The organism is Caballeronia temeraria (genome assembly GCF_001544795.2).
GTDB lineage: Bacteria > Pseudomonadota > Gammaproteobacteria > Burkholderiales > Burkholderiaceae > Caballeronia > Caballeronia temeraria.
The window spans coordinates 1-13,445 of record NZ_FCOI02000029.1 but is presented as its reverse complement, the minus strand read 5'-3'; the positions used below and the strand labels follow the sequence as shown (position 1 = coordinate 13,445).

The following is a 13,445-nucleotide window of genomic DNA, read 5'->3' as shown; positions in this document are numbered from 1 at the left end:
TCTCGCTTTTATGACTAACACGACTCACGCGCACGAGCATAAACAACCCTTGCCCTCGCTTGCGCTTGCGGCCATCGGCGTCGTTTTCGGCGACATCGGCACGAGTCCACTCTACTCACTGAAGGAAGCCTTCAGCCCGTCTCACGGGATCGCCTTGTCCGAAGCGTCGATTCTCGGCGTGATCTCCTTGCTCTTCTGGGCGATCGTCATGGTCGTCGCCGTCAAGTACGTGCTCTTCGTCATGCGCGCCGACAACAACGGCGAAGGCGGCGTGTTCGCCATGACCACGCTCGCGCTGCGCAGCGTGAAGGAAGCGGGCAAGGTCTCCGGCGTGCTGATGATGCTCGGTATCTTCGGCGCATGCATGTTCTATGGCGATGCGGTCATCACACCGGCGATGTCGGTCATTTCCGCCGTCGAAGGTCTGGAAATCGCCGCGCCCAAGCTCTCGCCTTATGTGCTGCCCATTACCATCGTCATTCTGATCCTGCTCTTCTGGATTCAGCGGCATGGCACGGCGGTGGTCGGCAAGCTCTTCGGCCCGATCATGGTCGTCTGGTTCGTGACGCTCGCGGTGATGGGCGGCGCGCATATCGTGATCGAGCCGCGCATCATCGCCGCGCTCAATCCGTACTACGCGGCTTCCTTCATGGCGCAGCATGTGCTGCAGGCGTATATCGTGCTCGGGTCGGTCGTGCTCGTGCTGACCGGCGCCGAGGCGCTGTACGCGGACATGGGCCACTTCGGCGCAAAGCCGATCCGCTACGGCTGGTACGGCCTCGTGATGCCGTCGCTGCTGCTCAACTATTTCGGGCAGGGCGCGCTGCTGATGCACGACCCGAAAGCCATCGAAAGCCCGTTCTTCCTGCTCGCGCCCGATTGGGCCTTGCTGCCGCTCGTGATCCTGTCGACGGTCGCGACCGTGATCGCATCGCAGGCGGTCATTTCCGGCGCCTATTCGCTGACGAGCCAGGCGATCCAGCTCGGCTACGTGCCGCGCATGAAGATCCTGCATACGTCGGAACTGGCGATCGGCCAGATCTATATTCCGCTCGTCAACTGGATGCTGCTGTTCATCATCCTGTGCATCGTGGTCGGCTTCAAAAGCTCCGAGAATCTCGCGGCTGCGTACGGTCTCGCCGTCACCGCGACCATGTTGACGACCACCATTCTCGTTTCGGTCGTGATGGTGAACCTGTGGGGCTGGAACCGCTGGCTCGTCGGCGGGATGATCACGGTGTTCCTCGTGATCGACGTCGGCTTCTTCGGCGCGAGCCTGCTCAAGATCGAGCAGGGCGGCTGGCTGCCGCTGTGTATCGGCGGGGCGCTCTTCTTCCTGCTGATGACCTGGTACAAGGGCCGCATGATCGTGAAGGATCGCACGGCCGCGGACGGCATTCCGCTGATGCCGTTCCTGCAAGGGCTGCTCGCGCATCCCCCGCATCGCGTGTCGGGCACGGCGATCTATCTCACCGGCAGCGACTCGCTCGTGCCCGTGAGCCTCTTGCACAACCTGAAGCACAACAAGGTGCTGCACGAGCGCACCATTTTCATGAACTTCACGACGCGCGACATTCCTTATGTCGATGACGCCCATCGTCTGGAAGTGAAGGATATCGGCGGCGGGCTGTTCCTCGTGAAGGCGGCGTACGGCTTCAACGAGACGCCGGACGTGAAGGCCGTGCTCGAACAGATCACGCGTACGCATGCAATGACCTTCGAGCTGATGGACACGTCGTTTTTCATGGCGCGCGAAACCGTCGTGCCGACGGAGCTGCCGGGCATGTCGGTCTGGCGCGAGCGCGTGTTCGCGTGGATGCACCAGAACGCGGCCAAGCCGACGGATTTCTTCAGTATTCCCGCGAATCGCGTCGTCGAACTCGGCACGAAGATCGAGATCTGACGCTTCGGCATCCGGAAGCGCAAAAGAAAAACCCCACGTTGGAAAACGTGGGGTTTTTTTCTGACGGCTTATCGCGTTAGCGTTAGCGTTTCAGTTTGGCGAACGCCGCGGCCATTGCACCGGCCGGTTCCGGCTCGCGACGCTGCTGCGGACGCTGGCCCGACCGACGATCCTGCGAACCGCGCGATTGCGACGCACCCGCGCCGCCCGTCGAAGATGCCGGCGCGAGGTCATCGTCGAGACGCATGGTGAGCGAAATGCGCTGGCGCTTCACGTCGGTCTCCAGCACCTTTACCTTGACGATCTGGCCGGCCTTCACGACTTCGTGCGGGTCCTTGATGAACTTCGTGGACAGCGCCGAGACGTGCACGAGGCCGTCCTGATGCACGCCGATATCGACGAATGCGCCGAATGCCGCAACGTTCGTCACCACGCCTTCGAGAATCATGCCCGGCACGAGGTCCGAAATCTTCTCGATGCCTTCCTTGAAGGTCGCGGTCTTGAACTCGGGGCGCGGGTCGCGGCCGGGCTTTTCCAGCTCGGCGAGGATGTCGCGCACGGTCGGCAGGCCGAAACGATCGTCGACGAATTCGGTCGGAGAAAGGCCCGTCAACGCTTCGCGCTTGCCGAGCACATCGCCGATATGCTTCTTGATCTTCGCGAGAATGCGCTCGACGACCGGATACGCTTCAGGGTGCACCGACGAACGATCCAGCGGATTTTCGCCGTTGTTGATGCGCAAAAAGCCGGCTGCCTGCTCGAAGGTCTTGTCGCCGAGACGCGGCACTTTCTTCAGATGCTCACGCGACGGGAACGGCCCGTTGGCATCGCGATAATCGACGATATTGCGCGCGAGCGTCGCGTTCAGCCCCGACACGCGCGCGAGCAGCGCGACGGATGCCGTGTTCGCATCGACGCCGACGGCGTTCACGCAATCCTCCACGACCGCATCGAGCGAACGCGCGAGTTCGCGCTGATTCACGTCATGCTGATACTGGCCGACGCCGATCGCCTTCGGCTCGATCTTGACGAGCTCGGCGAGCGGGTCTTGCAGACGCCGTGCAATCGACACCGCGCCGCGCAGCGACACGTCCATCTCGGGAAACTCCTTCGCGGCGAGCTCGGACGCGGAATACACCGACGCGCCCGCTTCCGACACGACGATCTTCTGCAGCTTCAAATCCGGATGCTTCGCGATGAGCTCGCTCGCGAGCTTGTCGGTTTCGCGCGACGCCGTGCCGTTGCCGATCGACACGAGCTCGGCCTGCGTCGCCTGCGCGATGCGCGCCAGCTTCGCGAGAGAGCCGTCCCAGTCGCGGCGCGGCTCGTGCGGATAGATGGTGTCGGTCGCGAGCACCTTGCCGGTGCGATCGACGACCGCGACCTTCACGCCCGTGCGCAGTCCCGGATCGAGGCCGATGACGGCCTTCGGACCGGCGGGCGCCGCGAGCAGCAAGTCCTTCAGATTACGCGCGAAGACGCGAATGGCTTCGTGCTCGGCTTCTTCGCGCAATTGCGTGAGCAATTCAGTTTCGATATGCGGCTGCACCTTCACTCGCCAGCACCAGCGGCAGACGTCGGAGAGCCATTTGTCCGCCGCGCGTCCGCGATTTGCGATGCCGAAGTGCTGCGCGATCATCGCTTCGCCCGGATGCGGAACCTGCGCGTCGAGCTCTTCGCCGAGACCGAGCTTGACGCTCAGGACGCCCGCGTTGCGGCCACGGAACAGCGCGAGCGCGCGGTGCGACGGCACGGTGCGGATCGTTTCACTGTAGTCGTAATAGTCCCGGAATTTTTCGCCTTCCTCGCCTTGCTTGCCGTCCACCACGCTCGACATGACGAGTCCCTGGCTGAACAGATGCTCGCGCAGCTTGCCGAGAATCTCGGCGGTTTCGCCAAACTGCTCGGAGAGGATGTCGCGCGCGCCGTCGAGCGCGGCTTTGGTATCGGCGACGCCTTTTTCCGCATCGACGAACTTCGCGGCTTCGGCCTGAGGATCGAGCGTGGGATCGGCGAGGAGCGCCTGTGCAAGCGGCTCGAGACCGGCTTCGCGGGCGATCTGCGCGCGCGTGCGGCGCTTGGGCTTGTACGGCAGATAGAGGTCTTCCAGCACCTGTTTGCTGTCCGCGCCTTCGATCGCGCCGCGCAGCTCGGCGGTGAGCTTGCCTTGCTCGTCGATGCTTTGCAGGATCGTCGCCCGGCGATCTTCGAGTTCGCGCAAGTACAGCAGGCGCTCTTCGAGCGTGCGCAGTTGCGTATCGTCGAGATTGCCGGTGACTTCCTTGCGATACCGGGCGATGAACGGGACAGTCGAGCCTTCGTCCAGAAGCTCCACGGCGGCGGCGACTTGACGCGGCTGCACGGTGAGTTCGGTGGCAATGCGCTGTACGATCTTGAGTGCTACGGTTTCCGTCATGTTTCTGCGCTGTCTGTGGCTCGCCGGCGAGATTCGCGCCGCGTGCGCGGACTCGCGAGAGCGAGACGCCGCGGGCGGAAGACCGTAAGACGAGCCAGGTTCGATCCGGGCTGCTGAGCGGGGCATTTTGCCATAAATGGCGGAGCGCTCCGGCGCGCGGTGATAGAATTTGGGCATCGCACAAGCCGTTTCGCACCTGATTCTTTATCACGTTGCCGTCCATCCATTTGCCCAACTTTCGCCTTTCAACCGCGCCGCTCGCCGCGGCTGTCTTGCTGCTGTGCGCAGCGGGCGCATTCGCGCCGCAGCGCGCGTTCGCTCAGGCCGCCAAGCCGATCGATCCCGGCACTTCCGTGAGCACGCGTCCGCTCGACGCGGCAGCCCCCGGCTCACCGGCCGACGATTCGCTCAAAGCCGATTTCGCCCAGCGCCAGAAAGTGCTCGACCGCCGCACCGAGGAAAACAACTATCGCTACGGCGTGCAGGAGCACGACTGCTACAGCAAGTTCTTCGTGAATCACTGTCTCGACAACGCCCGCAACGCGATGCGCGAAACGCGCCAGCAGATCCGCCAGGAACAGCTTGCGCTCGACGACGAGCGACGCGCCGACCGCGCGAAGCAACGCGACCAGCAGACGGCGATCAAACGGGCGCAATACGAGGCGGAAGCGCCGCAGCGCGCTGCGAACGAGAAGGCGAGCCAGCAGGCCTACGAGGACAAGCAGCGTCAGAACGCGCTGGCCGCCGCCCAGCGCGAAGCCGACGCGCCGCAGCGCGCGGCCAACCAGGCGGCGTACGATCGCAAGCAGGCGGACTATCAGAAGCAGCTCGACGACGCGCGTGCGCGCGGCGTGCAGGACGCGCAGGAACGCGAGCAAAAGGCGCAGCGCTACGAGCAGAAGCAGCAGGAAGCCGCGCAGCATCGCGCGGAGGTGGAAGCACGTCAGAAGGAAGCCGCGAGAAAGGCGCAGGAAAAGGCGCAGCAGCAGGAACAGGAGCGCCAGGAGCAACTGAAAGTGCAGCAGCAACAACAGCAGCAAGGTAAATAGGGCGATCGGGCTCGTCGTGCGGGCCCGCGCCAAGTGGATGAAAGGAGGCGAGCATGCAGCAGCGCTTGAGTGACACCCCGCGCGCACCTCGACAACCCGCCATGGATGCCGCACTGCTGCGCGATCGCATCGCGCAATTGCAGGAAGAGCATCACAGTCTGGACACGCTGATCGAAAAAATGTCCGGCATCGACGACCTGGAGCTGAGGCGGCTGAAAAAGCGCAAGCTCAAGGTGAAGGACACCATCCTCCTGCTGCAATTGCAGCTGGACTCGGACGCGCACTGAACGCCGCGTGCCGGCAGCGGGCTCGTGCCGGCGACGGCGCCTCGCGCGCGGCCGCGCCGCAAACCCGCAGGATTTAGCACGCCTTGAACTCACCCGCACAACCCGGCGACGACGCCAACGCGCCGCTCGCGCTCACCGACAAACGCGGCGTCGAGCTGGACGCCATCTTTTCAGCGCAAGGCCTGCTCGCGCGCGCGATCGACGGTTATCGGCCGCGCGCCTCGCAGATCGAAATGGCGCGCTCGGTCGCCGCCGCGATGGAAGCGTCCGGCCGCGCGATGCCCGAGCCCGCGATGTTCGAGGCGCAGCGCCGCCCCGCGCGCAAGCTCGGTCCATCCGACAAACCCTACGCACCCGACGAACAGCCGGCCGATGACATCGGCATCGCGACGGCGAAGGCGGCCATCGACGGCGGCGAGAATACGCTCATCGTCGAGGCCGGAACGGGTACCGGCAAGACCTATGCGTATCTCGTGCCGGCCATGCTGTGGGGCGGCAAGGTGATCGTGTCGACGGGCACGAAGCATCTTCAGGACCAGCTTTTTCAGCGCGACATCCCGACCGTGCGCGACGCGCTCGCCGTCCCGGTATCGGTGGCGATGCTCAAGGGACGCGCCAACTATCTGTGCCATTATTACCTGGAGCGCACCGCCGACAACGGCCGTCTGCCGAGCCGGCAGGATACGTCGCATCTGCAGGAAATCGTCCGTTTCGCGAAGATCACGCGCACCGGCGACAAGGCCGAGCTCGCGAGCGTGCCGGAGAATTCGCCCGTCTGGCCGATGGTCACCTCCACGCGCGACAACTGCCTCGGCCAGGAGTGCCCGCATTACAAGGAATGCTTCGTGATGCAGGCGCGCAAGGAGGCGCAGCAGGCGGACATCGTCGTGGTGAATCACCATCTGTTCTTCGCCGACGTGATGCTGCGCGACACCGGCATGGCCGAGCTTCTGCCGACGGCGAACACCATCATCTTCGACGAAGCGCATCAGTTGCCCGAAACCGCGACGCTCTTTTTCGGCGATACGCTCTCGACCACGCAGTTGCTCGAACTCGCGCGCGATACCGTCGCGGAAGGCCTGTCGCACGCGCGGGACGCCGCCGACTGGACCAAGCTCGGCGCGGCGCTCGAGCGCGCGGCGCGCGATGTGCGGCTCGCGTTCAAGGAAGATTCGGTGCGGCTGTCGCTCGGCCAGTTGCCGGACAGCCATCCGATCTTCGAGGCGCTCGACACGCTGGAGACGCATCTTTCGGCGCTCGCCGCGGCGCTGTCGGCGCATGCCGAGCGGGCCGAATCGTTGCAGGCGCTGGTGCGCCGCGCGCGCGAGTTGCAGGATCAGCTCGCGGGCTGGACGACGCCGCCAACTTCGCTCGAACGTGCCGTGGTCGCGGACGAGGACGTCGCGAAACAGGCCGCGAAGGACGAGCCGAACGAGATGGTGCGCTGGATCGAGGTGTTTTCGCACACGGTGCAGTTGCACGAAACGCCGCTATCCGTCGCGCCGATTTTCGCGAAGCAGCGCGCGGGCGTGCCGCGTGCGTGGATTTTCACGTCGGCGACGCTGTCGGTGCGCGGCGATTTCACGCATTACGCGGCGCAGATGGGCCTCAACGCGCGCCGCTCGATGACTTTGCCGAGCCCGTTCGATTATCCGTCGCAGGGGCTTTTGTACGTGCCGCGCAATCTGCCGCAGCCGTCGTCGCCGCAATTTACCGACGCCGTCTTCGAAGCCGCGCTGCCGGTCATCGAGTCGGCGGGCGGCGGCGCGTTCGTGCTGTGCACGACGTTGCGCGCGGTCGATCGCATCGCCAATCGGCTGCGCGATGTGATCGAGCGGCGCGGCTGGGACAATCCGCTGCTCGTGCAGGGCGACGCGAGCCGCACGGAGCTGCTCGACCGTTTCCGCGCCTATGGCAACGCGATTCTCGTGGGCAGTCAAAGTTTCTGGGAAGGCGTCGATGTGCGCGGCGATGCGCTGTCGCTCGTCGTCATCGACAAGCTGCCGTTCGCGCCGCCCGACGATCCGGTGCTCGCCGCGCGCCTCGACGCGCTCACGAAGAAGGGCCTGAGCCCGTTCGCCGTGCATCAGTTGCCGCAGGCGGTCATCACGCTCAAGCAGGGCGCGGGGCGGTTGATTCGCGCGGAGACGGATCGCGGCGTGCTGATGATCTGCGACACCCGGCTCGTCGACAAGCCTTACGGCCGGCGCATCTGGCAAAGCCTGCCGCCGTTCAAGCGCACGCGCGAGCTGGACGTGGTGCGCGAATTTTTCACCGATGCGGCGAAGTGGAAAGCGGAGCTGGCCGAATAAGAATCGGCGTCCTAAGTTTTCATCGACACAAAAAAACGGCCGGTTGATAACCGGCCGTTTTGCTTTACCAGATCTGATACCAGGGCTTCTCGGCGTTCGCGCGGCGCTTGCCGGTGACGTACGGGCTGTCCGGGAATGTCGCTGCCAGCACGCGCTTGGTGTCGTCGGCGAGTTGCGGCTGATCGAGCTTCTCGTACGACAGCATCATGATGTGCAGCGCGTCTTCCGTTGCCGGCGCGTTCTTGTATTCGCGGATGGCGAGTTGCGCGCGGTTGATCGCGGCCACATATGCGCCACGGCGATAGTAATAATCCGCCGCGTGCACTTCATGCGATGCGAGCGCGTTCACGATATAGCGCATGCGCTGCGCGGCATCGGGCGCGTACTTGCTTTGCGGATATTTGTCGACGACGACCTTGAACGCGTCATAGGACTCGCGCAGCGACTTCGGGTCGCGCTCGCTCATGTCCTGACCCGAGAAGCGGCCGAAGAGGCCGAGGTCGTCGTTGAAGTGGATCATGCCCTTGAGATAGTACGCATACGCGATCTCGGGATGATCCGGGTGCAGCTTGATGAAACGGTCGATGGCCTGGTCGGCGTTGGCGGTTTCGCTGTCCTTCCAGTCACAGTACGCGACGTTGATCTGCGCCTGCTGCGCGAAATGGCCGAACGGATCGCGGCCTTCGAGCGCTTCGAAATACTTCGCGCACTTGCCCCAGTCGCTGCCGGATAGCGCGTCCTGAGCCTCCGTATATAATTTGTTGTTATTCCATGTTGCCGTTTCGTCGGTCTTCTCGGGCAGGCCGTGACAGGCCGTAACGATGGCGACGCTTGCGGCCAGCGCCAGATACTTGATCGATTGACGCATCGAGAGATGAATGGTGTTGAAGGCTCGCATCAGTGCTTGCTGTTCCTGGCTGAATCTAGTTGATTCTTCGCTGTTCTAGCTGTTTTTCCGGCGCGGCTTTTTATCCATGCCGCCGAATCTCGTTCAAATGACCCGCTCAAGTACTCGTCGTACCAAAGACCAACCCGAAGATTATAGCCCATGCGCCACCCGCGACGACTCAGCGTCGGCCGATTCGGGCGGCGGCACGGACCGCGAAGCGCCACGCACGGCCCGCGTGCCCGATGAACTCGCGGGCGACCGCCTCGACAAGGTGATCGCGAAAATCTTCCCGGAGTTCTCGCGCAGCCGATTGCAGGGCTGGATCGAGGAAGGCCGCGTGCTCGTCGACGGCGCCGGCGCGAAAGTGCGCCAGCCCGTGCCGCTCGGCGCGACGATCACGCTCGTTCCGGACCTTCTGCCCGAGCAGCTCGCGTTCGCGCCGGAGCCGGTGCCGCTGCATATCGTGTACGAGGACGAGACGCTCGTCGTCGTCAACAAGCCCGCGGGCATGGTCGTGCACCCGGCGGCGGGCAACTGGAGCGGCACGCTGCTCAACGGCCTGCTGCATCGTTATGGCGACGCCGCCGCCGGACTGCCGCGCGCGGGCATCGTGCATCGGCTGGACAAGGAAACGTCCGGGCTGATGGTCGTCGCGCGCACGCTTCAGGCACAGACCGACCTCGTGCGCCAGTTGCAGGCGCGCACGGTGAAACGCCGCTACGTCGCGTTCGTGTGGGGCAACATGCCCGACGAAGGCACGATCGACGCGCCCATCGGCCGCGATCCGCGCGAGCGCACGCGCATGGCGGTCGTGAAGACCGCATCGGGGAAGCCGGCGCGCACGCATTTCCGCACTGTCGGCCGCACCACGTGGCACGGCCAGCCTGTCAGCGCCATTCATTGCGATCTGGAAACCGGCCGCACGCATCAGATTCGCGTGCATTGCGCGCATGTCCAGCATCCGTTGCTGGGAGACCCGGTGTACGGTCACGCGCGCGGCAAGCGTTCGGTCCGGCCGCTGCCCAACGAATTCGCGCGACAGGCGCTGCACGCATGGCGGCTCGGCCTGATCCATCCCGCGACGGGCAAGGACGTGCACTGGCGCGCGGACGTCCCTGAGGATATCGCGGCGCTCGCGGCGGAACTCGGGTTCGGCCAGGACGAGGAAGTCGAATTCGACGAAGACGAAGGCTTCGCCGAAGTCTACGTGGTGGGCGAGGACGAAGAAGACGACTGGGACGACGAAGACTACGAGGACGACGAAGCATGACGCGCGACGCAGCCGAACTGCCATCGAAATATTGTCTGTGGCCGCAATGGAACGTGTCGCCGCGCGTGCGCGCGTTCGTCACGACGCGTGAAGGCGGCGTGAGCGAAGCGCCTTACGATGGCGGCGTGCCCGGCGCGGGCGGTCTCAATCTCGGCTTCTCGTCGGGCGATGCACCGGACGCAGTGAAAGAAAACCGCCGTCGCGCGCTCGCGCTGACCGGCTCGCGCGATGCCGCGTGGCTCGAACAGATTCACGGCACGCAGGTCGAGGACGCGCACGCGGTCATCGCGCGCCTTGCGCAGGGCGAGCGCACGCGCGCCGATGCCAGCGTGACGGATCGCGCGGGCGTCGTGTGCGTCGTGATGACCGCCGACTGCCTCCCCGTGCTTTTCTGCGACGACGAAGGCCGCGCGGTCGGCGCCGCGCACGCGGGCTGGCGCGGACTGGCAGGCGGCATCATCGAGAAGACGGGCGAGCGTGTCGCGGCGCTCGCGGGCGTGCCGGCATCGAATCTCAACGCGTTTCTCGGACCGGCGATCGGACCGCAAGCGTTCGAAGTAGGCGAGGATGTGCTCGATGCGTTCGCCGCTGCCGCGCGGGCGGATCGCCGCGACTCGACGAAAGCCGCCTTCAGGCCCACAGGCGGCGCGCCGGCCAAATATTTCGCCGATATCTACGCGCTCGCGCGTCTGCGTCTGGCCGATCTCGGCATCGATGCCACGCGCATCCACGGCGGCACGCATTGCACGGTGACGGAACAGGAGCGCTTCTATTCGTACCGGCGCGACCGCGTCACGGGCCGCATGGCCGCGATGATCTGGCTAAACGATTGACTGCTGTCATGAGTGTTGGAACTTACCCAACAAACGTTTCTTGCCTATGACGAAACCCCTTGCGAATGCAACATTTCGCATGGGGGAAAACGATAATTAAAAAAATATCGCACTGCGGCAAAATCGGGACGAAGCATTGACATGCCTGACATCCTAGAGCAAGAATGTTCCTGGAATTCATTCAATCGGGCACGGCGTAGCAAGGCTCAAGCTTGCCACGCGCATAGAGCGCACCAACACTTGCGCGCTGGTCGAGGAAAGCCCGGCGATGCCTGCGTTAGCAATCCAAGTCTTACGAGACTCACAGGTCAATAGCGGGTATGGCTTCCAAATCTACTTCCTCATCTTCCCGCTCCCGTACCGCCGACAGCACTTCGGCCGAAGCTTCATCCGCCGATCCGACTGGCGTACAGCAGGCGTTCGATCAATGGTTGAACGCGTGGCGCAGCGTCGCTGATCCTGCGCAATGGTCGAAATTCACTCAACAGACGAATACCGCGACTGATGCGGCTGCTTCGCCGTTCGCCGCGTTCAGCGCATTCGCCAACGGGTTCCCGAACGGTTTTCCGTCGAAGGCATTTCCGGCTGCGTTCCCGATGCCCGGCGTGATGCCGCAGATGCCCGACTTCACGAAAATGAACGGCATGGCGGAATTCGCGAAGCTCGCGAGCAGCATGCCGGGCTTCGGTGCGGCGATGCAGGGCCTGCCCACGCTGCCGAAGATTCCGACGGCCGCGATCCCGCCCGAGCGCCTCCATGAATTGCAGAGCAACTATTCGCGCGATGCCGCCGAATTGCTCAAGCAGGCGGGCGCGCAGAGCATCGATCCGTCGTCGCTGAAGGACCGGCGCTTCGTCGACACCGCCTGGCAATCGACGCCCGCGTACGCGTTCACCGCCGCGTGGTATCTGCTGAACGCGCGCTATCTGCAGGAACTCGCCGATGCCGTGCAGAGCGATCCGAAGACGCGCGAGCGCATCCGCTTCACTGTCCAGCAATGGGCCGCCGCCGCCGCGCCGAGCAATTTCCTCGCGTTCAATCCCGACGCGCAGAAGACGCTCATCGAAAGCAAGGGCGAGAGCCTGCGCCAGGGCATGTTGAACCTGCTGAACGACATGCAGCGCGGCAAGATCCTGCAGTCGGACGAATCGCGCTTTTTCGTCGGCAAGAACATCGCGACGACGGAAGGCTCGGTCGTGTACGAGAACGAACTCGTGCAGCTGATCCAGTACAAGCCGCTCGCGCCGAAGGTGTACGCGCGGCCGCTCTTGATCGTGCCGCCGTGCATCAACAAGTTCTACATTCTCGATCTGTCGCCGGAAGGCTCGCTCGTGCGCTATGCGCTCGAAGAAGGGCATCAGGTGTTCATCCTGTCGTGGCGCAATGCGGATCAGTCGATTGCGCACAAGACGTGGGACGACTACGTGCAGGAAGGCGTGCTCGAGACCATCGGCGTCGTGCAGGAGATCACGGGCGAAGACAAGATCAACACGCTCGGCTTCTGCATCGGCGGGACGATCCTCGCGACCGCGCTCGCGGTGGCGGCGGCGCGCGGCGAAGATCCGGCCGCATCGATGACGCTGCTCACCTCGATGCTCGACTTCTCCGACACCGGCGTGCTCGACGTGTTCGTCGACGAGGCGCACGTGCAGATGCGGGAACAGGCGATCGGCGGCAAGAACGGCGCGCCCGCCGGTCTCATGCGCGGCATCGAGTTCGCGAACACGTTCTCGTATCTGCGCCCGAACGATCTCGTGTGGAACTACGTCGTCGATAACTACCTCAAGGGCCGCACGCCGCAGGCGTTCGATCTGCTCTTCTGGAACAGCGATTCGACGAACCTGCCGGGCCCGATGTGCGTCTGGTATCTGCGCAACACGTATCTCGAGAACAAGCTGAAGACCCCGAACGCGCTGACCGTGTGCGGCGAGCCGGTCGACCTGTCGCGCCTCACGGTGCCGACCTTCATCTACGGCTCGCGCGAAGACCATATCGTGCCGTGGAAGTCGGCGTACGCGTCCGCGCCGGTGCTCACCGGTCCGCAGACGTTCGTGCTGGGCGCGTCGGGGCATATCGCGGGCGTGATCAACCCGCCGTCGAAGAACAAGCGCAGCTTCTGGATGATCGACAGCAACGACGAGCGTCTGCCGGCGGACCCCGATACGTGGTTCGAGGCCGCCGCGGAGCATCCCGGAAGCTGGTGGCCGACCTGGTCGAAGTGGCTCGCCGGCAATGCAGGCGAGCAGGTCAAGGCGGGCGCGGCGCAAGGATCGAAGACTCACCCGGTGATCGAGGCCGCACCCGGCCGTTACGTGCTGGAGCGCGATTTCTGAGCGGCGCGCGTGACCGTGCGCGAGAGCGCATGGAACCGTTCGAAACCGCATTAACATTCGATGCCAAAGGAAACTGAAATGACTGACGTAGTGATCGTATCGGCCGCGCGTACGGCGGTAGGCAAATTCGGCGGCTCGCTCGCGAAGATCGCG

At 64.3% G+C, this 13,445-nt stretch carries 9 protein-coding genes; 7 read left to right on the top strand and 2 right to left on the bottom strand.

Annotated elements, in window-relative coordinates; all coding sequences use genetic code 11:
• Positions 1–10 precede the first annotated feature (10 nt).
• Complete coding sequence (locus AWB76_RS29905; RefSeq protein ID WP_061163721.1) at positions 11–1,903, top strand: potassium transporter Kup; 1,893 nt, start codon at positions 11–13, stop codon at positions 1,901–1,903.
• Positions 1,904–1,985: 82 nt separating this feature from the next.
• Here the strand turns inward: AWB76_RS29905 and AWB76_RS29900 are convergent, their stop codons facing one another.
• Complete coding sequence (locus AWB76_RS29900; protein ID WP_061163720.1) at positions 1,986–4,319, bottom strand: Tex family protein; 2,334 nt, start codon at positions 4,317–4,319, stop codon at positions 1,986–1,988.
• A 272-nt stretch (positions 4,320–4,591) separates the two neighbouring features.
• Between AWB76_RS29900 and AWB76_RS29895 the strand changes: the two genes are divergently transcribed.
• From AWB76_RS29895 to yoaA, 3 genes are all read left to right on the top strand, one after another.
• On the top strand, positions 4,592–5,368 hold the full coding sequence (locus AWB76_RS29895) for a flotillin family protein (protein ID WP_082864563.1): 777 nt from the start codon (positions 4,592–4,594) through the stop codon (positions 5,366–5,368).
• A gap of 101 nt (positions 5,369–5,469) precedes the next feature.
• Positions 5,470–5,655: a DUF465 domain-containing protein gene (locus tag AWB76_RS29890; RefSeq protein ID WP_061163718.1), complete on the top strand. Its 186-nt coding sequence runs from the start codon at positions 5,470–5,472 to the stop codon at positions 5,653–5,655.
• A gap of 83 nt (positions 5,656–5,738) precedes the next feature.
• Positions 5,739–7,967, top strand: coding sequence for a DNA repair helicase YoaA (yoaA, locus tag AWB76_RS29885; RefSeq protein WP_061163717.1), 2,229 nt, complete (start codon positions 5,739–5,741; stop codon positions 7,965–7,967).
• Positions 7,968–8,031: 64 nt separating this feature from the next.
• On the opposite strand, the gene AWB76_RS29880 is transcribed toward yoaA, so the two are convergent.
• On the bottom strand, positions 8,032–8,865 hold the full coding sequence (locus tag AWB76_RS29880; RefSeq protein WP_061163716.1) for an outer membrane protein assembly factor BamD: 834 nt from the start codon (positions 8,863–8,865) through the stop codon (positions 8,032–8,034).
• A 97-nt stretch (positions 8,866–8,962) separates the two neighbouring features.
• On the opposite strand from AWB76_RS29880, the gene AWB76_RS29875 reads away from it, so the two are divergent.
• From AWB76_RS29875 to phaC, 3 genes are all read left to right on the top strand, one after another.
• A complete protein-coding gene (locus AWB76_RS29875) occupies positions 8,963–10,126 on the top strand; it encodes an RluA family pseudouridine synthase (protein ID WP_082864562.1) in 1,164 nt (387 codons plus the stop codon).
• The gene (pgeF, locus tag AWB76_RS29870; RefSeq protein WP_061163715.1) at positions 10,123–10,959 is read left to right on the top strand and encodes a peptidoglycan editing factor PgeF; all 837 of its coding nucleotides are present in this window, start codon (positions 10,123–10,125) and stop codon (positions 10,957–10,959) included. Before AWB76_RS29875 ends, pgeF begins: the two co-directional genes overlap by 4 nt.
• A gap of 320 nt (positions 10,960–11,279) precedes the next feature.
• Positions 11,280–13,292: a class I poly(R)-hydroxyalkanoic acid synthase gene (phaC, locus tag AWB76_RS29865; RefSeq protein WP_061163714.1), complete on the top strand. Its 2,013-nt coding sequence runs from the start codon at positions 11,280–11,282 to the stop codon at positions 13,290–13,292.
• Positions 13,293–13,445: the final 153 nt, after the last annotated feature.